The 21,033-nt window shown below is 64.2% G+C and carries 25 protein-coding genes and 1 tRNA gene; 16 read left to right on the forward strand and 10 right to left on the reverse strand.

From position 1 onward, the window contains the following. Positions 1–45 precede the first annotated feature (45 nt). Both ubiA and U1769_RS19110 read right to left on the reverse strand, forming a co-directional pair. On the reverse strand, positions 46–987 hold the full coding sequence (gene ubiA / locus U1769_RS19105; protein ID WP_332719238.1) for a 4-hydroxybenzoate octaprenyltransferase: 942 nt from the start codon (positions 985–987) through the stop codon (positions 46–48). A gap of 220 nt (positions 988–1,207) precedes the next feature. Beyond that, complete coding sequence (locus tag U1769_RS19110; RefSeq protein ID WP_332719239.1) at positions 1,208–1,630, reverse strand: hypothetical protein; 423 nt, start codon at positions 1,628–1,630, stop codon at positions 1,208–1,210. A gap of 147 nt (positions 1,631–1,777) precedes the next feature. Between U1769_RS19110 and U1769_RS19115 the strand changes: the two genes are divergently transcribed. The 4 genes from U1769_RS19115 (at position 1,778) to U1769_RS19130 (ending at position 5,588) form a co-directional block, all read left to right on the forward strand. Further along, on the forward strand, positions 1,778–2,521 hold the full coding sequence (locus U1769_RS19115) for a 16S rRNA (uracil(1498)-N(3))-methyltransferase (protein ID WP_332719240.1): 744 nt from the start codon (positions 1,778–1,780) through the stop codon (positions 2,519–2,521). Between the two features lie 77 nt (positions 2,522–2,598). Beyond that, on the forward strand, positions 2,599–3,972 hold the full coding sequence (locus tag U1769_RS19120) for a glutamate--cysteine ligase (RefSeq protein WP_332719241.1): 1,374 nt from the start codon (positions 2,599–2,601) through the stop codon (positions 3,970–3,972). Between the two features lie 149 nt (positions 3,973–4,121). Then, complete coding sequence (locus U1769_RS19125; protein WP_332719242.1) at positions 4,122–4,559, forward strand: YciI family protein; 438 nt, start codon at positions 4,122–4,124, stop codon at positions 4,557–4,559. Between the two features lie 132 nt (positions 4,560–4,691). Next, complete coding sequence (locus U1769_RS19130) at positions 4,692–5,588, forward strand: LysR family transcriptional regulator (protein ID WP_332719244.1); 897 nt, start codon at positions 4,692–4,694, stop codon at positions 5,586–5,588. 59 nt (positions 5,589–5,647) lie between these two features. On the opposite strand, the gene U1769_RS19135 is transcribed toward U1769_RS19130, so the two are convergent. Next, a complete protein-coding gene (locus tag U1769_RS19135; RefSeq protein WP_332719246.1) occupies positions 5,648–6,763 on the reverse strand; it encodes an acyltransferase family protein in 1,116 nt (371 codons plus the stop codon). Positions 6,764–7,091: 328 nt separating this feature from the next. Between U1769_RS19135 and U1769_RS19140 the strand changes: the two genes are divergently transcribed. From U1769_RS19140 to mtnA, 5 genes are all read left to right on the forward strand, one after another. Beyond that, positions 7,092–7,165, forward strand: a tRNA-Gly gene (locus U1769_RS19140). 22 nt (positions 7,166–7,187) lie between these two features. Continuing rightward, the gene (locus U1769_RS19145; RefSeq protein WP_332719248.1) at positions 7,188–7,820 is read left to right on the forward strand and encodes a methylthioribulose 1-phosphate dehydratase; all 633 of its coding nucleotides are present in this window, start codon (positions 7,188–7,190) and stop codon (positions 7,818–7,820) included. Further along, complete coding sequence (locus tag U1769_RS19150; RefSeq protein ID WP_332719250.1) at positions 7,817–8,359, forward strand: 1,2-dihydroxy-3-keto-5-methylthiopentene dioxygenase; 543 nt, start codon at positions 7,817–7,819, stop codon at positions 8,357–8,359. The genes U1769_RS19145 and U1769_RS19150 overlap by 4 nt, the downstream gene beginning before the upstream one ends. Continuing rightward, positions 8,360–8,995: an acireductone synthase gene (gene mtnC, locus U1769_RS19155; RefSeq protein WP_332719252.1), complete on the forward strand. Its 636-nt coding sequence runs from the start codon at positions 8,360–8,362 to the stop codon at positions 8,993–8,995. Then, entirely contained in the window at positions 8,992–10,023 is a 1,032-nt protein-coding gene (gene mtnA, locus U1769_RS19160; protein WP_332719254.1) for an S-methyl-5-thioribose-1-phosphate isomerase, read from the forward strand. The genes mtnC and mtnA overlap by 4 nt, the downstream gene beginning before the upstream one ends. A gap of 106 nt (positions 10,024–10,129) precedes the next feature. Here the strand turns inward: mtnA and U1769_RS19165 are convergent, their stop codons facing one another. Next, the gene (locus U1769_RS19165) at positions 10,130–11,272 is read right to left on the reverse strand and encodes an aminotransferase (protein WP_332719837.1); all 1,143 of its coding nucleotides are present in this window, start codon (positions 11,270–11,272) and stop codon (positions 10,130–10,132) included. 154 nt (positions 11,273–11,426) lie between these two features. Between U1769_RS19165 and U1769_RS19170 the strand changes: the two genes are divergently transcribed. The 5 genes from U1769_RS19170 (at position 11,427) to U1769_RS19190 (ending at position 14,439) form a co-directional block, all read left to right on the forward strand. Next, on the forward strand, positions 11,427–12,359 hold the full coding sequence (locus U1769_RS19170) for an HPr kinase/phosphorylase (protein WP_332719256.1): 933 nt from the start codon (positions 11,427–11,429) through the stop codon (positions 12,357–12,359). Further along, positions 12,356–13,267, forward strand: a complete 912-nt coding sequence (locus U1769_RS19175) for a sulfotransferase domain-containing protein (protein ID WP_332719258.1) — start codon at positions 12,356–12,358, stop codon at positions 13,265–13,267. The genes U1769_RS19170 and U1769_RS19175 overlap by 4 nt, the downstream gene beginning before the upstream one ends. Then, complete coding sequence (locus U1769_RS19180; RefSeq protein ID WP_332719260.1) at positions 13,264–13,527, forward strand: PqqD family peptide modification chaperone; 264 nt, start codon at positions 13,264–13,266, stop codon at positions 13,525–13,527. Before U1769_RS19175 ends, U1769_RS19180 begins: the two co-directional genes overlap by 4 nt. Next, a complete protein-coding gene (locus U1769_RS19185) occupies positions 13,499–13,975 on the forward strand; it encodes a lasso peptide biosynthesis B2 protein (protein WP_332719262.1) in 477 nt (158 codons plus the stop codon). Before U1769_RS19180 ends, U1769_RS19185 begins: the two co-directional genes overlap by 29 nt. 161 nt (positions 13,976–14,136) lie before the next feature. Beyond that, complete coding sequence (locus U1769_RS19190; protein WP_332719264.1) at positions 14,137–14,439, forward strand: DUF6916 family protein; 303 nt, start codon at positions 14,137–14,139, stop codon at positions 14,437–14,439. A 30-nt stretch (positions 14,440–14,469) separates the two neighbouring features. On the opposite strand, the gene U1769_RS19195 is transcribed toward U1769_RS19190, so the two are convergent. From U1769_RS19195 to U1769_RS19210, 4 genes are read right to left on the reverse strand one after another with little or no spacing between them, the layout of a single operon-like run. Then, complete coding sequence (locus tag U1769_RS19195; protein WP_332719266.1) at positions 14,470–15,012, reverse strand: GNAT family N-acetyltransferase; 543 nt, start codon at positions 15,010–15,012, stop codon at positions 14,470–14,472. 13 nt (positions 15,013–15,025) lie between these two features. Then, complete coding sequence (locus U1769_RS19200) at positions 15,026–15,574, reverse strand: phage tail protein (protein WP_332719268.1); 549 nt, start codon at positions 15,572–15,574, stop codon at positions 15,026–15,028. Positions 15,575–15,587: 13 nt separating this feature from the next. Further along, on the reverse strand, positions 15,588–16,142 hold the full coding sequence (locus U1769_RS19205; RefSeq protein ID WP_332719270.1) for a phage tail protein: 555 nt from the start codon (positions 16,140–16,142) through the stop codon (positions 15,588–15,590). A gap of 36 nt (positions 16,143–16,178) precedes the next feature. Then, a complete protein-coding gene (locus tag U1769_RS19210) occupies positions 16,179–16,688 on the reverse strand; it encodes a phage tail protein (RefSeq protein WP_332719272.1) in 510 nt (169 codons plus the stop codon). A 357-nt stretch (positions 16,689–17,045) separates the two neighbouring features. Between U1769_RS19210 and U1769_RS19215 the strand changes: the two genes are divergently transcribed. Further along, the gene (locus U1769_RS19215) at positions 17,046–17,195 is read left to right on the forward strand and encodes a hypothetical protein (RefSeq protein WP_332719274.1); all 150 of its coding nucleotides are present in this window, start codon (positions 17,046–17,048) and stop codon (positions 17,193–17,195) included. Between the two features lie 18 nt (positions 17,196–17,213). On the opposite strand, the gene U1769_RS19220 is transcribed toward U1769_RS19215, so the two are convergent. Both U1769_RS19220 and U1769_RS19225 read right to left on the reverse strand, forming a co-directional pair. After that, a complete protein-coding gene (locus U1769_RS19220; RefSeq protein WP_332719276.1) occupies positions 17,214–19,127 on the reverse strand; it encodes an asparagine synthase-related protein in 1,914 nt (637 codons plus the stop codon). Then, the gene (locus U1769_RS19225; protein ID WP_332719278.1) at positions 19,124–20,332 is read right to left on the reverse strand and encodes a sulfotransferase family protein; all 1,209 of its coding nucleotides are present in this window, start codon (positions 20,330–20,332) and stop codon (positions 19,124–19,126) included. Before U1769_RS19225 ends, U1769_RS19220 begins: the two co-directional genes overlap by 4 nt. 77 nt (positions 20,333–20,409) lie before the next feature. On the opposite strand from U1769_RS19225, the gene U1769_RS19230 reads away from it, so the two are divergent. Beyond that, complete coding sequence (locus U1769_RS19230; RefSeq protein ID WP_332719281.1) at positions 20,410–21,027, forward strand: aspartyl/asparaginyl beta-hydroxylase domain-containing protein; 618 nt, start codon at positions 20,410–20,412, stop codon at positions 21,025–21,027. Positions 21,028–21,033 lie beyond the last annotated feature (6 nt).

The raw sequence follows: 21,033 nt of genomic DNA on the forward strand, positions 1-21,033 counted from the left end.
TTAAGGGCCGCGATCACTTCCCGCAATGACCGATGGCCCGGAACCTCACAGCGCGGACGATACCCCGACGACGAAGCAGGCGCAGAACATCAGGAATCCGGCGAAACGGTTCGAGCGGAAACGCGCCAGCGCATTGTCCCCGTCGTCCGGCACCAGCGTCCCGACCTGCCAGGCGAAATGGAGCGCGACCGGCACCAGCGCCAGCAAGGCGAGCGGATCGGGACGGACCTGCCAGAAAGCCACCGCCCAGCAGCCGAGCGCGACGACATAAAAAAGCGCCACGCCAGGACGCACCCGATCGCCCAGCCGGCGCGCCGAGGAACGGATGCCGACCAGCGCGTCGTCCTCGCGGTCCTGCAGGGCATAGATGGTGTCGTAGCCGACCACCCAGGCGATCGACCCGGCATAGAGCAGCACCATCGCACAGACGAGATTCCACCAGGCCAGCTCGAACATCACGGCCTCGGCCGCGGCGAAGCCGACCACCGCGCCCGATGCGAACACCAGGCCGAGCCAGAGCTGCGGCCACCAGGTGATGCGTTTCATGAAGGGGTAGATGGCGACCAGCGGCAGGGTGAGCAGCGCCAGCCCCTTGGCGTAGATGTTGATATGCCACCACACGGCAAAGCCGATTGCGACGAGCAGGAGCAGCCAGAGCCAGGCAGCGCGCACCGTGACCTGGCCGCTGGCAAGCGGCCGGTTGCGCGTGCGCTCGACACTGGCGTCGAGCTTCCGGTCGGCGATGTCGTTATAGACGCAGCCCGCGCCGCGCATCGCGATCGCGCCGACAAGCAGCCACAACAGCAGCCACCAGTCGCCCTGCGCATTGCCCGACAGCGCCACACCCCAGGCGCAGGGCCAGTAAAGCAGCCACCAGCCGATCGGCCGATCGAACCGGGCAAGCAGCGCGAAGGGGCGGACGGCCGCAGGCAACAGGCCGACCAGGCCGCGATGCTGCGTGTCGGGGACAATGTCTGGTGCAGTCATGCCGCGTCTGTAGCCGGATGCCGCGCGGCGGCAATGTGTGTTTCCATCGTCGCTGAATAGCGGAGGCGCGCGGCGGGTTGAATCGACGGCGGATGGAGGACATCCGAACAAGCTCGCAGGAGATAGGGGACACTGACATGTCCCCTATCTCCTGCGGAGCTCGCGCTGTTATACTGGATATAATATCGTTATTTTATAACGCGTTCATAAGAATATCGACTCAATGCTCTCCGTCGGACGCATTCTCGGCAATCACCTCATTGGTAACCACTGCTTCATCGTCCCCCAGTTCCGCAGCGTGCTTGGCGAGATTCAGCGGTGCGCTTCGGCCGGAAGCGAGCGCGCCAGCCCAGGGATTCATGCCGACGCAATAGCCCGACATATTGCCGCACTGACGAACCTCCCCGGTCTTGCTGTCAACGACGACGATGATCGTCCGATCGTCGGCGATCGTCGCGGCTGCCTTGTTCGTGGGCTTTTCGCTGACCGTCATGTGCGACCAGAGCGGATCCGCCGCGTAGATGCCGATACCAGCATATCTGCCGTGCTCGTACGGCGCCGAACCGCTCGCCGGGGCTGGATTATGGCAACCGCCGAGCGCAAGCGCCGCGATCATGGCGCCGCCGGAGAACCAGACTTTCATGCTTCCCTCCACCTGTTATCGGCAAAGCATATAAGGGAAGTGGGAATTAAACCACTGACACTGGCGGGACCGGTGCCCTGCTCCCGGGAAGAGCCGGACAGGGAGAAGAGGGTGGCGATGTTGCCGGTTTCGCGGCTAGGACGGCGCATGCCCGCCACCCCCGCCTGGCCCCCGCAATCAACGCCGCGGCTGTTCGTCGAGACGCAGCTGAGCCAGGGCGCGCAGTTGCGCGTCGAGGGCCCGCAGGCGCATTATCTGGTGTCCGTGATGCGGACGAAGCCGGGCGATCCGGTGAAGCTGTTCGATGGCACGAGCGGCGAATGGCTCGGCATCGCGGCGGCGGTCGGCAAGCGCGACCTGCTGCTCGACGTGACGGCGCAGCTGCGCGAGCGCGAGAAAGTGCCGGATCTGTGGCTGTGCGTCGCGCCACTGAAGAAGGGCCGGATCGACTGGATGGTGGAGAAGGCGTGCGAGCTTGGCGTCGGCCGGCTGGTGCCGGTGCTGACTCGGCGCACGGTGGTCGACCGGCTCAACCTCGATCGCCTGCGCGCGCACATGATCGAGGCGGCCGAGCAATGCGGGCGGACCGCGGTGCCCGAACTGGCCGAGCCGGTGAAGCTGGCCGCCTTGCTGCGCGACTGGCCGGCCGGGCGAACGCTGTTTTTCGCCGACGAGACCGGTGGGGCTCCCGCGCTGGAAGCGATGCGCGCAGCAAAGGGCCCCGGGGCGATCCTGATCGGACCGGAGGGCGGATTCGATAGCGAGGAACGGGCGGCGATTCGGGCGCTGCCGGACGCTGTCGGGATCGGGCTGGGGCCGCGGATTCTGCGGGCGGATACGGCCGCCGCGGCGGCGGTGAGCCTGTGGATGGCGGCTGCGGGCGACTGGTGATGATTTCCTCTTCCCATGAGGGAGAAGGAGAATTCGTCCCTCTAGCGTCACTCCTCTGCGCTCGCTAAAGGGCCGCGATGAGCACGAAGACCGTTTCAAAGAGCAACGTGGCGGTCATCGAGCACCGCGACCAACTCGTCCAGAGCTTCGCCCGGGGCGAGAAGCCGGTCGATCGCTGGCGCATCGGCACCGAGCATGAGAAATTCGTCTATGCGGACTCGGATCATCACGCGCCGAGCTATGACGAACCGGGCGGGATCAAGGACCTGCTCGCCGCGCTGACCGATTATGGCTGGCGCCCCGTCGAAGAGGGCGGAAAGGTGATCGCGCTGGCTGGCGCCGACGGCAATATCAGCCTGGAGCCGGCCGGCCAGTTCGAACTCTCGGGCGCGCCGCTCGACAATCTGCACGAGACCTGCGCCGAGACCGGCCGTCACCTGGAACAGGTGAAGGCAATCGGCGACAAGTTCGGGATCGGCTTCCTTGGCCTTGGCATGTGGCCGGACAAGACCCGCGCCGAGCTGCCGATCATGCCCAAGGGCCGCTATGCGATCATGCTGCGGCACATGCCGCGCGTCGGATCGATGGGCCTGGACATGATGCTCCGCACCTGCACGATCCAGGTCAATCTCGATTACCAGACCGAAGCGGACATGGTGAAGAAGTTCCGGGTCGGGCTGGCGCTGCAGCCGCTGGCGACCGCCCTGTTCGCCAATTCGCCGTTCACCGAGGGCAAGCCGAACGGCATGCTTTCCTATCGCAGCCATATCTGGTCCGACACCGATCCGGCCCGCACGGGCATGCTGCCCTTCGTGTTCGAGGATGGCTTCGGCTATGATCGCTACACCGAGTATGCGCTCGATGTGCCGATGTACTTCGTCTATCGCGAGGGCCGGTACATCGATGCGGCCGGGCTCAGCTTTCGCGATTTCCTGAAGGGTGAGCTGTCGGTGCTGCCGGGTGAGCTGCCGACGCTCGACGACTGGAACGATCATCTCTCGACCGCCTTTCCCGAAGTGCGGCTAAAGACTTTCCTCGAGATGCGCGGCGCCGATGGCGGGCCCTGGGGCCGGATCTGCGCCCTGCCCGCCTTGTGGGTCGGCCTGCTTTATGACGGCACCGCGCTCGACGCGGCGTGGGACGTGGTGAAACACTGGACGATCGACGAGCGCCAGGCGCTGCGCGATGCAGTGCCGAAACTGGCGCTGGATGCGCCGATCCCGGGCGGCGGCAGGTTGCGCGATATCGCGGGCGAAGTGCTCGACATCGCCAATGCCGGGCTGACGGCGCGCAACCGCGTCGATGCATCGGGCAGCAACGAGACCGGCTTCCTCGATCCGCTGCGCGAGATCGTGCGATCGGGCAAGGTGCCGGCGCAGCTGTTGCTCGATCGCTATCACGGCGTGTGGGGCGGCGACGTTTCCAAAGTGTATGACGAGCTGCGCTTCTAGGATTCGCGCGACGGCGGGACGCTAGTTCGGCCGAGCCTTCAAAAAAATTTCGCTGGCCTGTCGATTCCGGCTTCGCTCGTTCGACGTGTCGGGAGAGTGTATCTGCGCGGGATGGAGCATCCCGGGATCGCTCCCGAAAGGAGAATGGCATGCGGGTGATGGTGATCATGAAGGCGAGCGCGGCCTCCGAAGCGGGCATCATGCCGAGCGAGCGGCTGCTGACCGAGATGACGGCCTATAACGAGGAACTGGTGAAAGCCGGGATGATGCTGGGCGGTGAGGGCCTCAAGCCGAGTTCCCAAGGCGCGCGGATCAAGTTCGAGGGCGACAGGACCAGCGTGATCGACGGCCCGTTCGCCGAAACGCGGGAACTGATCGCCGGCTTCTGGCTGCTCCAGGTCGCATCGATGGACGAAGCGATCGACTGGATCCGCCGCGTGCCCAATCCCGACGGCGATCACCACGAGATCGAAATCAGGCCGGTCTTCGAGGCCGCCGACTTCGGCGATGCCTTTACGCCCGAACTACAGGAGCGCGAGGAAGCGATGCGCGAGCAGACCGGGCGATATGGGGAAGCCAAGGCCTAGCGGCCGTCGCGCGGACCCGGCGAGCGATAGCACGGCACAGCCGTGGCCCCATTGTCCCCGTCACAGGTGGCGGAACCGGGCACCGGGCGGTAGAGAGGCCATCGGACAAGCATCTGTGATGCAGGAGCACAAATGGCGCGCGACTGGATCGACCGTTCCGGCGAGATGGAGGTGTTTGCCGCCGTCATCGAGCGCGGCAGCTTCTCAGCCGCCGGGCGGTTGCTCGGGCTGACCCCGTCAGCGGTGAGCCGGATCGTGGCGCGCATCGAGGCGCGGCTGGGGGTGCGGCTGATAGTGCGAACGACCCGCGCGCTGGCGTTGACGCCGGAGGGGGAGGCCTATCTCCGCGCGGCGCAGCGCATCCTGAAGGATCTGGACGAATCGGAGCGCGCGGTGGCCGATCAGGCAGCGCCGCGCGGGCGGCTGCGGGTCAGCGCGACGCTGGCGCATGGGCGGCTGTTCATCGTGCCGCTGCTGCGCGGGTTCCTGGAGCGCTATCCCGATATCCTGGTCGATATCAGCCTGACCGATGCGACGATCGACCTGGTCGAGGAACGCGCCGATGTCGCGATCCGCATCGGGCCCTTGTCCGACAGCAATCTGGTCGCGCGGCGGCTGGGAGACAGCGGGCGATCGATCGTAGCCGCGCCGGCCTATCTCGATCGCCACGGCATGCCGCTCGAACCCGAGGACTTGATGCGCCACAATTGCATCGCCTTCAATTTCCGCCGGGTCGAACCGGCCTGGCCTTTCCGGCGCGACGGTCAGGTTTTCGAATTGGCGGTGTCGGGCAATGTCGAAGCGAACAATGGCGAGACCGTCGCGCAGCTGGCCCGCGAGGGAATCGGCATCGCGCGAGTCGGCACCTTCCATGTCGCGGAGGATATCGCGGCCGGGCGCCTGGTATCGCTGCTCGACGCCTATAATCCCGGCGACCGGGAGCCGATCCACGCGCTGTTCGTCGGCGGGACGATCATGCCGGCGCGCGTGCGGGTGTTCATCGACTATCTGGCGGAGCAGCTTCGCTGATCTGCGCTCAATGCGAGGTGAATATACGAAAAGAAACTGACTGTGGTGATTGGGTCAACCTAAGGTGCCGAAGGTCGGACGATGTCAGCCACAAGCGCGACCGGGGCGGCGACGGGGAGCGACAGCAACGACTCTCCTTCTGGCTTCGCGCCCTGTTTCGGTGCCCACTTGTCCTTCAGCTTTACGAACCGTTTTTCCACCAATTCATAGGAAATGATCGCTACGCCGATCGACAACAGTGCTGAAACAAATGCCAGATTTTCAGGAAGTCGCGTATTCCATGCCGAAATCAGCAGATAGTGCCAGAGATAGATGCCATAAGAAATCTTGCCGCAGTAAACTAGGACTGGAATGGAGAGCACGTTGCGAAACCAGCCGGGCTGCTGCGCCGATATAATGAGGGCAACACTCAACATGGCGACCATGGGATAGCCAACCAACAAAGCCGTCATCGTCTGATACGGCAGTGTGAAAAGGATGATGAGCAGGCTTGTGATCGTCAAAGGGGTCGCCATCACCACCACCCGTTCGAACCGCTCGGGTAAGCGGGCCATGGACAGCATTGAGCCGATCACGAGCGAATCTGCATGCGTGTCGAAACCGTTGTAGATCCGCTCAGACGACGCGCCCGAGTTGATAAGATAGACACGCCACCCGATCGCGATGAACAGTAACAGGCTGGTCAGCTTCAACCGGTGCCCAAAGGTTGCGAATCGTAACAGAAGAAACGGCCAGACGAGGTAAAATTGCTCTTCGATGGCGAGCGACCAAGTATGGGCGAGAGCCCATCCGTTTCCCCAACCAAGCGCCCTGCACCAGTTCATCAGATAGGTCGCGGCATATACGACGGACCACGCCGCGGCAGAGTGATTACTCGACCCAATCATGATCAGCGCTATGGCAGCACAAAGCAATAGCCATAGAGCCGGCGTGAGTCGAAGTGCTCGTCTTATGAAAAATCTCTTTAGATTTATGGTACCAGTTCTATCGATCTCATCATTGATAATACCGGTAATCAAAAATCCGCTCAATACAAAAAATATATCTACCCCCAGCCAGCCACCAGGAAATAAATCTTCGTTGAGATGAACATTGATTACTGAAAATACGGCAATAGCGCGGAGTCCATCTAGCGCGGGATCATGGCCCTTCAGAATACCCGCGCCCCAACTCATGCTAACTCCGACATGCCCGCCCCAAGGTACTATGCGCTTTTTGACTTACGCATTTCTTAAATGTCGCGTTCATCCCCCATCACGAGAAAACGGCGCCGGGTGAACCATGCCAATGATTTAAAAAGATTTTCTTTTCGGCGCTCGCATGATCCGTCGCGATAGCGCTGACGGCAGGTGTCATGGGCGTCACCGAAGTGGGTCGGCCAGATTCGCAAGGTCTATGTTGACCAGGCTGCAACCGCCGTGGCACTAGGCAACCGCATCGCTGCAAAACGGTTTGTAGACGGGCCGGGGCGGCGTGAAAGAACTGAAGGCAATTCAGTAACTTGCGGGTATAGCACAATGGTAGTGCAGCAGCCTTCCAAGCTGAATACGCGGGTTCGATTCCCGCTACCCGCTCCATCTTCCTTGAGGACGCGCGTCCATGGCCGCCACTACGCTTGCCGACGCGAGGGCTGCGATCGTCGCGGTGGGGCGCTGGCTCGACGGCAAGGGCTGGGCGCCGGCCACCGCCGGTAATTATTCGATGCGGCTGGAGGACGGGACCTTTGCGGTGACGGTTTCGGGCCGGCACAAGGGGCGGCTGACCGAGGACGATGTGATGCGGGTCGATGCGGCGGGGGCATCGCTTGACGGCAAGAAGCCTTCGGCCGAGACGGCGCTGCACTTGGCCATCTACCGCGATTTTCCCGATGCCGACGCGGTGCTGCACAGCCACTCCCCTGCCGCCGTCGGGCTGAGCCGCGCGTTCGCCGATGCTGCCGGCTATACGCTCGCGGGCCATGAGATGCTCAAGGCGCTGCCCGGCATCGCCACCCATGAGACGGAAATCAGCCTGCCGATCGTCGACAACAGCCAGGACATGCCCGTGATCGACGCTCTGATCGCACCGCGGCTGCTGGCGCCGGGCGCGGCGCCGGCTTATCTTATCCGCAGCCACGGCCTGTACGGCTGGGGCCGCGACATGGCCGAGGCGGAGCGCGTGATCGAAGCGGTCGAGTGGATGATCGCCGCCGAGCTGGCGGAAATCAGTTTCCGGCAAGGGAGCACACGATGAGCCATTTGCAGGTGTTCGACGAAAGCGACGGGTCAATCCCGCTGCTCGACACGTCCGACGAAGCGACGATCGCCGCGGAGCTGGCGACGATCGGCGTGCGCTTCGAGCGCTGGCCGACCCGGCCGCTGCCGGACCCGGCAGCGATCCTCCAGGTCTATGCCGCCGAGATCGAGACGTTGAAGGCCGAGGCGGGATATCGGTCAGTCGATGTGGTCGCCCTGACGCCGGATCATCCGGATCGCGCGACGTTGCGCGGGAGATTTCTGTCCGAGCATACGCATGGCGAGGACGAAGTTCGCTTCTTCGTCGACGGCGAAGGGCTGTTCACGCTGCATGAGGGCGGCCGGGTGTTCAACATGCTGTGCACCACGGGCGACCTGATCTCCGTGCCCGCGGGCATGAAGCACTGGTTCGACATGGGGGCGGCACCACGCTTCACGGCGATCCGGCTGTTCGTGAACCCCGATGGCTGGGTCGCGCGCTTCACCGGCGACGCCATCGCGGACCGCTTTCCGCGCCACGAGCCGATCCCTGCCTGAATGCCGCGCGCGATCCTGACCGATATCGAGGGCACGACCTCGAGCATCGCCTTCGTGGCGGAGACGCTGTTTCCCTATGCGCGCGCGCGGTTGCCGGCATTCGTCGCGGCGCATCCGGACGCGGCCGCGCCGATCCTGGCCGAAGTGGCGGCGACCGAGGCGGGCGATCCGGTGGCGACGCTGATCCGCTGGATCGACGAGGACCGCAAGGCGACCCCGCTCAAGACGTTGCAGGGAATGATCTGGGCCGACGGCTATCGCGAGGGTGCGTTCACCGGGCATATTTATGCCGATGCGGCGGGGGCATTGCGGCGCTGGCATGAGGCGGGGATCGCGCTGTACGTGTTTTCCTCGGGATCGGTCGCGGCGCAGAAATTGTTGTTCGGGCATAGCGACGCGGGCGACCTGACGCCGCTCTTCTCGGGCTATTTCGACACCACCACCGGGCCGAAGCGCGAGGCCGCATCCTATGCCGCGATCGCCGGGGCGATCGGGTTCGATCCGCAGGACGTGCTGTTCCTGTCGGATACGCCGGAGGAAATCACCGCGGCGCGCGCGGCCCGCCTGCAGGCATTGCTGATCGACCGGGCCGGTGGCGCAGGCGATATCGCATCCTTCGGAGAGATCACGGCATGAAACTCGAAGGATCGCACCAGCGCTCGATCAGGCGCACTGAGGACGGGCGCGGTGCCTGCATCATGGACCAGCGCGAATTGCCCTGGAAGATCGTCTGGGTCGAACTGCGCAGCGCCGCCGACGCCGAGCGGGCGATCCGCGAGATGTGGACGCGCGGGGCACCGCTGATCGGCGCGACCGCGGCCTATGGCCTGGCGATGGCGCTGGCCGAGGACGGATCGGACGACGCATTGGATAGCGCCTATGCGACCTTGCTTGCCGCACGGCCGACCGCGGTCAATCTGCGCTGGGCGCTCGACAAGGTGGTCGAGGCGGTCCGGCCCCTGCCCCCGGCCGAGCGTGCCGCCGCTGCCTTTGCCCGCGCCGATGCGATCTGCGACGAGGACGTCGAGCTCAACCGCGCGATCGGCGAGTATGGGCTCGAACTGTTCCGCGCACTTCATGCGAAGAACCCGGATCGCCCGCTCAATATCCTGACACATTGCAATGCGGGATGGCTGGCGACGGTCGATTACGGCACGGCGACCGCGCCGATCTATCTCGCGCATGATGCGGGCATCCCGGTGCATGTCTGGGTCGACGAGACGCGCCCGCGCAACCAGGGCGCCTTGCTCACCGCGTTCGAACTGGCGGGGCATGGCGTGCCGCACACCGTGATAGCCGACAATGCCGGCGGGCATCTGATGATGCAGGGGCAGGTCGACGCAGTGATCGTCGGCACTGACCGGGTCACCGCGAACGGCGATGTGTGCAACAAGATCGGCACCTATCTGAAGGCGCTGGCGGCGAAGGACAATGACGTGCCCTTCTACGTGGCGCTGCCCTACACGACCTTCGATGCGGGGACGGCCACGGGCGCGGACGTGCCGATCGAGGAGCGCAGCGGGGATGAGGTTACCCATGTCGTCGGCGAGGGCGGGAGCATCCGCGTGACGGCATCGCGGGCGGCTAACCCGGCGTTCGATGTGACACCCGCGCGACTGGTGACGGGGTATCTGACCGAGCGTGGGTTGGTGGAGAAGGTCTGAGCTTCTCAAGCCCCTTTCCCTTTGGAAAGGGTGACTCACCCACCTCGCCCACATCACTTGAGGCACTGCCCCACCCCAACCCCTGAAGGGGAGGGGCTTTAAGAAGTCACGGCCGCTTCACCATGCGCTCCAGCGCCGCATCGAGCGTCGCATCCTGCTTGGCGAAGCAGAGCCGCACCACGCTCGTCACCGGGTCCTTTGCGTAGAAGGCGGAGAAGGGCACCGATACCACCCCTGCCTCTTCGATCAGCCAGTTGCAGAACTGGACGTCATCCATGTTCACGCCCGAACGCGGCAGATCGATCGCGAGGAAATAGGTCGCGGCGCTGGGCAGCACGGCATAGCCGAGCTTTTCCAGGCCTGACGCGAGCCGGTCGCGCGAGCGCTGGTAGCCGGCGCGCATCTGGGTGAAATAGGCCGGGTCCTTGCCCAGCCCATAGGCCGCACCGGCCTGGAGGTTGGGCGGCGTGGTGAAGGTCAGGAACTGGTGCGCCTTGGCCAGCACTTGGGCGATCGGTGGGGCGGCGCACATCCACCCGACCTTCCACCCGGTCAGCGAGAAGATCTTGCCGGCCGACCCGATCTTGACCGTCCGTTCGCGCATGCCGGGCACGCCGATCAAAGGACGGTGCACGGCTCCGTCGAATACGACATGCTCCCACACCTCGTCACAGATCGCGATCGCATCGTGGCTGATGCAGAAATCGGCGAGCAGCGACAATTCCTCCGCCGTCAGCATAGTGCCGGTCGGGTTGAGCGGATTGTTGAGAATGAGCAGCCTGGTGCGCGGGCCCGCTGCGGCCGCCAGCGCCTCTGCTGTGATCCGCCATTCGGGCGGCTCGAGCCGGACCAGCCGCGCTACGCCCCCTGCGCGCTCGACCAGCGGCAGATAGGCGTCGTAGAGCGGCTGGAACATCACCACTTCGTCGCCGGGCGTGACGAGCGCGAGGATAGCTGCCGCCAGCGCCTCGGTAGCGCCCGAGGTGACGATCACTTCCTGCGGCGACAGATCGAGCCCCTGATGCACGCGGTAGTGATCGGTGACAGCCTGGCGCAATGCAGCGGTACCGGGCATCGGCGGATATTGATTGGAGTCCTCGAGCAGCGCACGCGCTGCCTCGGCCAGCACATCCTCCGGTCCGCGGCCGTCGGGAAAGCCCTGGCCCAGATTGATCGCCCCGGTCTCCCGCGCGCGCGCTGACATGGCCTCGAAGATGGTGGTGCCGAGCGATGCATAAATCGGATTCATCGGCGGATCATGCCGCAGCGGCACGCGCTGCGCCAGTGACCGGCGGAAAAGCTTGCGCGGGCGAAGGCCCATCCGGTGGTTGCGTCCCACCCGCAGATTGGCCACAACCCGCTCGGCATCGCACCAAGCGCCGCTGGCTACCGACATCGCGGGGGTGATTGTCTTGTTTTCCTATCTCGTTTCCGGGTTGAGCGTCGCCAGCGACCTTGCTTTGCCCGGCCTGATCCAGTCCGAATCCGGGCCCGGGCAAGTCGATGTCGTGATCCACGCCGGCGCGGTACCAGCCAATCTGGAGGATGCCGGCACGACTGGTCCCAACTGGCAGTTGGCCGGCGATCGCTTCCTCCTCGCAATTCCCGGTGTGATCCGCATGCTCCTGATCGGCGGGCGCGAGATCGTGTACGAGCCGGAAGACGGCACCTCCCCGCAGGAGGCAGCGATCTTCCTCAGCAGCACCGGCTTCGGCGTGCTGCTCCATCAGCGCGGCCGGATCGTGCTCCATGCGAGCGCCGTGCGTGTGGGGGATTCGGCGATCCTGTTCTGCGGCCCGTCCGGAGCCGGCAAATCGACGCTCGCGGCGGCGCTGGTCGACTCCGGATATGACCTGGTGACCGACGATTTCTGCGGCATCTCGATTCATTCCGACGGCACACCATGGGTCGAGCCCGATGGCCGCCAGCTCAAGCTGTGGCAGAATTCGATCGATCGCCTGTCGCTGGCCGAGCGCCGCAGCGTCCCCGTGCGGCCGCAGATCGAGAAATATTATGTCGAGCCACGGGCAGCCACCGCCGCCGCTTTGCCGCTCGCTGCGATCTATGTGCTGCGCGAGGCACGGCCGCCCAACATGCCGGGGATAGCGCGGCCCAATATCGTGGATGGCGGATTGATGGTGCGCAACAACGCCTATCGCCCGGCGATGGTGCGGCGGATGGCGCAGACGGGGCTCTATTTTCAGGCGGCCGCGACGATCTCGCAACGCGCCGGCGTCTTCACCCTGACGCGCGAGATGCATTTCAAATGCTTCCCCGAGGTGATCGGCTGGCTAGAGGCGCATTGGCGCGAACTCGGCCTGGAGCGCGCAGCTTGAGGCGAACCTTCTGGCTCGCCTCATATCCGAAATCGGGCAACACCTGGTTCCGGATGCTGGTGGCGAATCTCGGCCGGGAAAAGCCGGTCGACATCAACGATCTTCCCGAACGCGGCGGCATCGCCAGCGCGCGTGCCTGGTTCGACAATGCGATGCTGTTCCCGTCCGGACTGTTGACGCACGAGGAGTGCGATCAGCTGCGTCCCCGCGTCTATGAGGCGCTTGCCCGGGGTGCCGAACAGGACGATCCGGAGGAACGGGAAACCCGCATCGGCGACACCCGCTTCGTCAAGACTCATGACGCCTGGACCTATACGCGCAGCGGCGAGCCGCTGCTCGGCGGGCGCAAGGGCGCGGACGGCGCGATCCTGATCGTCCGCGATCCGCGCGACGTGGCGCCGAGCCTGGCCAATCACAACAACCAGACGCTCGACGAGGCGATCGGCTTCATAGCGAACGCCAGAGCCTGTTTTTGCGGGGTTACGGATCGCCAGCCCAACCAGTTGCGGCAACAATTACCGACCTGGAGCGGTTACAATGCGAGCTGGCTGGACCAGACCGACCTGCCGATCCATCTCGTCCGCTACGAGGATCTGCACAGCGAGACGGTCGAAGTGCTCCGTGGCGCAATGGCCTTTGCCGGCGTCGAGGTCAGCCGGCAGGAAGCGGAGCAGGCGGCGCGGTTCGCTGATTTCGGCGAGTTGAAGAAGCAGGAAGCCGAACGCGGATTTCGCGAAGCGCCCCGGACGCTACCCGGTGGCGGGTTTTTTCGCCGCGGTGTATCGGGGGCCTGGAATGACGAACTCACGCCCGGGCAGGTCGCCCGGATCGAGGCGGATCATGCGGCAATGATGGCGCGCCTGGGCTATCCCGTATCGGGCGCCCATGATGAAGGGACGGCGGTTTGATCGAGCGCAAGGGAGACTGGCTCAGCGCCCGGGTGGGCGACGAAGTCATGATGATGAGCATCGAACACGGCAAATATATCGGGGTCAACGAAGTCGGCGCCCGGATCTGGGATCTGATCGAGAAGCCCAGCGACATCGCCACCGTCTGCACCGAGCTGCAGCGCGAATTCGCCGTTTCGCCCGAGGATTGCGAGGCTGAAGTCAGGACGTTCCTGTCTGAAATGGAAAAGCATGGCGCAGTTTCGTTCGATCGTCCGTAAGCTCCGTACGGCGATACTGCTGGGGCCGCGGCGCCAGTTGCTCGTCGTCGAGGCGATCATAAGCATGCTGGTCGCGCGCATAGTGATCGTGATCTTTCCGTTCCGGCGTGTCGCGAAGGGCTTCGGCGCCTTCGTGCCCCCCAGCGATCCACGTGTGGTGAGCCAGGCCGCCAGTATCGGGCCCGAACAGGCCCGCATCGCCAGATCAATCGGCTGGGCGGTGCGGGCGACGGCGCCCTGGATGCCGTTCAGATCCGTGTGCCTGCAACAGGCAATGGCCGCCCGCGCCATGCTCAAGCGCCGCGGGATCGCCAGCGTGCTGCATTTCGGCGCGGGCAAGGGGGCAGAAAAGCCGATCGATGCCCATGCCTGGCTCGACGCCGCCGGCGTGAAGGTGACCGGCTATCCGATTGCGCCCAACCTTGCGGAACTCGGGTGCTTCGTCTGAGCGCGGTCGTCGCTCACCCGATCATTGGCAAGTTCGGCCTGCCTTTTCTCCGATGATCATATGCGACCGGACGCGGATGCAGTCGCGCTTGATCAGGTCGCTGTGATCGGGCAGTTGATTCTGGAAAGGACGGTGGAAAGCATCGTCGGGGAAGGAACCAGATGGCCGACGAAATCCTTAAATGCGCCGATTTCGAACCTCATATCGGCACCGATTTCGTCATTGCCGCCGACGATCTTCCCGCGCTTGCCATGACTCTTACCAGCGCCGAGCCGCTCCCGCCGACCAAAGGCGGGAACGAGTTGCGGCCACCGTTCATGCTGTTGTTCCGACTGAAGAGTCAGAACGTCATTGAACAACGGCTGGTTCAGCTGCGCCACGCGGCGATGGGTGATCTGACCATTTTCCTGGTGCCATCAGCGCAGGACGCCGAGGGCGTCGAATATTGCGCGACCTTCAACTGACCTGACCCAGCGGGGAAAGCGCCGGCAGTCCTATGCGACGCCGGCCTTGGCGCGATCGAACGGCCGCTTCATTTCAAGATAGACGCCGGTGTCGTCGATCTCGGTAAATCCGAGCCGGCGGTAGAGCCTCAGAGCAGGGTTGAATTTCTCGACAAAGATGCCGACGCCCCGGCCCCGCGTGGCGGCGTGGTCGATCAGCGCGCGCAATATTGCGGTGCCGACGCCCTGACCGCGCCAGGCCGCAGCCAGCACGATATCGACCACATGGATCTGGGTGTCATGCTCCTCCAGATAGAGACGGCCGGCCGGCACCCCGTCCTGCTCGATCACCTCGAACGTGCAATTGGCCAACACCGTGCGGTAATGATGGCGTTGCGCCGCGAACTGCTGGGCAAGAAACGCCTGCTTTTCCTCAGCACTCCACGCCACCGACGCCAGCTCTGCCTCCCGGGTGGAGGCGTAGAGCTGCATCACGAACGGGATGTCGCTGTCGAGCTCGGGCCGGAGAGTGAAGCCGTGAGACGATAACGCCGCCGGCAAATGGAATGCCGGCGGCGCGGCGGACTGAGTCACGTCGAAATATCCGTCAGTTGCGTGCCGGGAAAACCCCCCGAAGCGCGATGCAGAAAAGTACCGCCAGATAAGGCTGCTGATTCTGGTGAGCCCCACTGCCGCCTTGATATATTCCGATTGCCAGTGGCGACATCGCGACAGCCGGTGTCTCGTTGTTGCTGAACGCCTGTCCCGGACCGGAGACCGAGATCAGCGCGGTGGGAGACGGCATGTTGGTCTGCTGCACCTGATCGAGCGGGTTGGAAACGCCGCTAATCAGCGAATGGGTGTGCAACGGCATTTCATCGCTGATCAGCGTTACCGTCGCGGATCCGGCTTGCTCCCCCACGTCATATAGAGAAAGGCCTGGGCCCTGCTGCCCGCCGCTATGCAATGGCACGCGGTCCTGCAGATTGGGCAGCTGAAAGGTGCTGGTGCCGTTGCCACCATAATTCGTCCCAAGAAGGGAAAATAGTGCCGTATTCTGCGAGATGGCCATGAGCTGGCCATCGCAGGTCGCCCAGTTGCGGGGCGCAAAGGTAAACGCGAAAGGCCTGATTTCGCCAACGAAGGGCTGGGTCACGTTCTGTCTCCGACTAATTGCGGCTCGGGAAAACGCCTTCGAGGGCGATGATGAAGCTAAAGGCCAATAACGGCATCCGATTCTCGTGCGGCTGATTGCCGCCACCGCTGGGCGAGATGCTGGTCGGGTCCATTGCGTTCTGGACGACGGTATTCGGGGTCGCCTCGACGTAAAGCGACGCGGTGGTGTGAGGCGTGGCGGCATCCGGTGCCGCCGGCAGCGTCTGATTATTAGGCACCGCCACGTTGCCGTTGGCCGACGTGGCGCTCAGCGTATGACTGTGCGAGGGAGTCTGCAGGAGCGTCAGCGTGACCGACTCAGTGCCGGCCTTTTGCCCGATGACATAGGAAGAAAGGCCCGGTCCCTGGCCCTGGTTGATCGGCACCCGCCCGCGCAGGTCCGGAAGGCCGAAAGTCGTTACACCATCGCCGCCATAAGTCGTGCCGATCAGCGTATAGAGCGCGTCGTTTTCGGCGATCGCAATCGTTTGCCCGTTGCAAAAGGCGAAGCCGCGCGGCGCGAAAACTCCGGCGAACATTCTGATCTCACCGAGAAAAGGGTTACTCATGTCATCCTCCGTGCCGTTCGGCCGAAATTCGGGTCGTCAATTGCGCGACGGGAAAATGCCCTGGAGCGCGATGGAGGCGTTCAAGGTGAGATAAGGCTGCACATTCGGATGCGGCTGACTCCCACCGGCGGACGCGATGGACGCCGGCGCCAGAGTCGTCGTCGGGTTGCCGGTCGCGTAAAAATCGAAATTGTCCGATGTATCGGCGCTGAAGGTTCGTCCGATCGGCGGTCGGGCGTTGCCGGCTGCGGTCGTCCCCATCAGGCTGTGCGTATGCGGCGGGACCTGGGCCTGAAGGAGCGTTACGTTTTCCGAGCCGCTGACCGTACCCTGCGGGTTGTTGGAGCTGCGATGCATAGGCACGCGCGAGCGCAGATCGGGCAGCGCGAAGGTCTGGACCCCGTTCCCGCCATATTGCGTGCCCAGCAGCGAAAACAATGCCTGATTCTGCTGGATCGACAGCAACTGCCCACCGCACGTCGCCCAGCCGCGAGGCGGAAAATCGAACGAGAAAAACCTTATCTCACCTATAAACGGTTGGGTCATTGGCCGCCTCTCACACTGCATAGGGAGGCACACACCATCACACCCGCCCCCCAGGTGTCGTTGCCGCGAATGTACCGGACCGCCAACAAGACACAATAGGCATATTGCCCTGAAACCCCGTTAGTCCGCCTATAACCGAGCGCCAAACACATGAAACAACAGAAAAAAATATTAATTAGCGCCATTCCGGGTCTGGTTCGACATGCATTTACATGATTCAACTCCGCCAAGGGCGTCGATGGTGTTGCGTGTGCGAAAAGCTTCTGCCATATTTCTGCGCGCAACCGGCCAACGCGCCGTGGGGGACAGTTCGACATGACATCATACCAGTCTTCAACCGATATGTCGGGCGACATAATGACGGCTCTTTCGACTCCGACTGATTCGGAGTCGCGCAAGCCCTGGTCAACGCCCCTGGTGATCGTCTCGGTGGCCAGGAACACGGAAGCCAATGTGAGCGACAATACCGACGGCACGAGCACCGGCGGGTTCCAGTACGGATCCTGATCAAAGCCGTCCGGCCACTCAATCATTGGCGCGATTAAACCAGGCAATGAACCGGGCAACCGAGATCATTGCCACCGCCCGATGGAGCCTCAGGTGATCGGCCCTTCTGGTCTCGTCCAGGTCGTCGATCGACTCAGCGAGTTTCCCGAAATCGACATAGCGCGATAGCCGTCCGTCCGTATCAAGCGATCGAGCCTCGGCGAGTGCTGCCTGCAGGCTTGCAGCCGCCATACGGAAATGATCAGGGTCCTCGGCGTCGTTACCGGGGCCTCGAATCAGCAGGCGTCGCGGCAGACGATCAGCGAACATGGTCCGCGCGAGGTGGCGTTCCAGCCCATTCCTGAACTGCAATCCTTCCGGGATCGCGAGGCCCAGTTCCACCACGCGCTTGTCATGGAAAGGGCGAGTGAAATCCAGGCGCTGCGCTCCCGCCAGCGTTCCCTGCAACGCCGGGCCCTGTGCTGCTCTGCGCAGTCGGTGCAGCCAGCTGGCTTGCCAGCGATGATGCAGTGACTGGGCCACGCGAATGCGGGACGGGCGCACAACGCCCCGCGCAATCATGCTTTGAGCGAAGGCCCGTGCGACCGGCCGGGTGCGCCAGACCGGCACGAAGCCGCGCCGAAGCAGGTTGAGGAATGCTCCGGCGCGCGGTGGAATCAGAGCCGGCAATATGTCCTGCCGCACTACATGCCGCACTGGCCGGCCAGTCGCCCGCATCCGCGCCGTGAATTCCCGTGCAAAGGTCGATACCCTGCCGCGCAAGAGGAACCGGCCCAACATGCCCGCTGAAAGCACGTTGACGGTATAATCGCCGCCATGTCCGTCCATCACCAGGCGTGTGCCGGCTGACGCCGCGACGCGATAGAGGCCGCGGCGCACGAAGGGCGAGCCGCCGCCCGTGTGGGTCGTCGCAAACACCGTTTCAAGATCGGTAAAGGCAGTGTCGTCGCCGCGCGTGTAATAATGAAGATCCATGAACGGATAGTCCCGGAACGCCTCTACCGCGGCACGTGCATCGGCAATGACGGGGCGGCTTTCTCCTGCTTCAAGTACCGAGGCGATAGCGACCAGCTTCCTGCCCTTTTCCGCGACGATTGGACCGGCGACGGCAGCGATCGTGCCGCTGTCGAACCCGCCGCTGAAACACAAGGCGGGCGGGCGCAGCAGCCGGCGCACGCGGCATGCGACCGCTTCCTCGACGATGGCGCGGTAGGCCGCGTAGAAATGGGCCTCGTCGCGGCCGACATGGTCCGCCCCGGCGTGCGGCTTCCAATAGACCCGCGGCGTCAGGGTGCCGTCCCGATCGAGCCGCACCATCGTTGCACCGGGCAGAACGGTCACGTCCTCGAACAGGGTTTCGCCAGGCTCGCGGTCGAGCGAAAACAACAAGCGCTTGGCCAGCATGTCTTCGGAAAGCCGGCGCGGCACCTCTTCAACCGCCCACAACGCCTGAACTTCAGTGGCGAAAGCCAGGAAGCCGGCACCATGATGATAGAAGAGACCGCGCTGGCCCATATGATCGCGACCGAGCAACAGGACGCGTTTCGCGGCATCCCAGATCGCGAAGGTGAAATCGCCGAGCAGATGCTCGGCTAAATCCTCGCCCCAGTGCCGGTACGCCGCAAGCAGCACCGCGCTATCGGGCATGTCACCAAGCGCATCCGCGGCGATGCCCAGTTCGGCCGCCAGCACTTCGCGATTGTCGAGCCGGAGATCGGCGACGAGGATCACTTCGCCATCGAGGATCGGCTGCGCCTCGTTCCAGTCCTCCTGGTTCACACGGAGCAGGCAATGCCCCACCCCCAGGCTGCCCTCGACGACCGTCCGCTTCCCGTCCGGCCCGCGGTGCGCCAGCGCGTTTCCCATCCGCTCGATCTCGCGCGGCGAAACGGACCTGCCGTCGAAGCGCAGGATTCCGAAGATCGCGCTCATTTCTCGTGGGCGAGGCGCAGCGCTTCGAGGCGCCGATACGGCTCGGCCAGATGAACGGCGGCATCGCGGATGCGGGGGCTCGCATCGCGCCGTTTCTCTTCGCCATCGCTGCGGAACGCCTTGAGCGGCGACTTGGCGTCACGGCCCGCCGCCGCGGCCATGGCGGCGCGCTCCTCGGCGTCGGGCACGATGCCGAAATGCGGCAGGATGCGATCTTCCACCGCCTGTGGCAGTGCCGCATAATTGATCACGATCCCACCGCCCAGATCGAAATGTTCGACCGCCGCCGCTGCAGTGAGCCCGAGCGCCCTGGCCGAATATTCCTCCAGCGGCATCGTTTCGCCGTCCGGGATGCCATAGGGATCATGCGGCAGGACTCCGACCACGGTCTGCATGCCGGCCATGCGCGCATGGGACACCAATATCTCGATCGGATCGCGGTACAGGAACACCCAGGGCGTATCGGGAAAGGCCAGCCTGAACAGCGGCAGGGCGAAGACGTGCCAGCTATCGAGCTTTACGACAAAATGGCGCCGGCTGCCGGTTCGGTCCCGGCCGAGCGCGCCGACGATCGCGCGCAACAGCCGGACGCGTTCCTCGATTGGTACCCCCGGATTGGACTGGGCAAGCTGCACCGCGGATTCAATCGGGATCGCCTCCGACAGGACGATATTGCGCGGGTCGGCGGCAAGCATCTGGGATACGAGGGTCGACCCGCACCGCGACAGATGAAAGATGAAGCCATCTGGAACGGGTAGGTCATCCCCAACTGCGGCCGCGAGTGCGGACAGCGGCGTGCGGACCTTGAGCATCCGATTGAGCGGCAGCGCACGCGCCTGGCGCAGCGAATCCTCGAAAAAGGATTCCCTCAACGGCCTGCCGGCAAAATGCGCCCAGTCGAGTCCCAATTCAGCGCCGGCCGACACGATGGCGACCGGCAACCAGTCGCCCGCCGGGGGCTCGAGATGGGTGGCCGGCGCATTGCTGTACCGCGCGATACCGAGCGGATCTGGCCGCATCGTATCCAGCAGCTCATCCTCGCTCAGCACGATCCCGGCCCCGGCTGCCGCCGCGACCGCCACGGGAACGAAGTCGGCGGGATCGTCGAACGCGCTCAGCTGTCGCTGCAATCCGGGGTCGGCCAGCAGGTGACGGCGAAAACGATCAAGCGGGATTTCGATATCGAGCAAGCCAGGATCTGTCATGACGGGTCGCGAATCGCGTCTTTCCAACCGCCCCCGCGGCCGATAGGCTGGTCAGAAATCAGGCGCACCGCCCGATGATGGACGCCGTGCCTATCATGCTCGAAACGCCGCAACAATCGCCCTTCAGCTTCGCCGATCGCCTGCGCCTGCCGATCACCCTGGACGCCGCGGACCTGCGCGCCGACCTCGACCGGATCGTCGGCGCCACCTGGGTCGAGCATTTCGTGCGGCAGAATTACGAAGGGGACTGGAGCGTGCTGCCGCTCCGTTTCACGGCCGGAGCGACTCACCCGATCATGCAGGCATATTCCGATCCCTCGGCCACTGCTTATGAAGACGCGCCCTTGCTCGACCTCACACCGCATTTTCGCAAGGCGCTGGCACAGTTCGAATGTCCGCTCGGCCCGGTGCGGCTGATGCGGCTAACACCCGGTTCAGTGATCAAGGAGCATCGCGACCACGACCTCGCCGTGGAATGGGGGGCAGCGCGCATCCACATCCCGATCGCGACCAACGACGATGTCGAGTTCCTGGTGAACCGGACACAGGTCGTAATGGAGCCGGGCAGCGTATGGTATCTGCGCCTGTCCGATCCGCACAGCGTCGCCAACCGCGGCACCACCGATCGGGTCCATCTGGTGATCGACTGCATTGCCAACGACTGGCTGAAGGAACAGCTCGCCGCCGCCGCGTGAAGCGGC

It is taken from the genome of Parasphingomonas zepuensis (assembly GCF_036663735.1).
In the GTDB taxonomy this organism is placed as follows: Bacteria; Pseudomonadota; Alphaproteobacteria; order Sphingomonadales; family Sphingomonadaceae; genus Sphingomonas.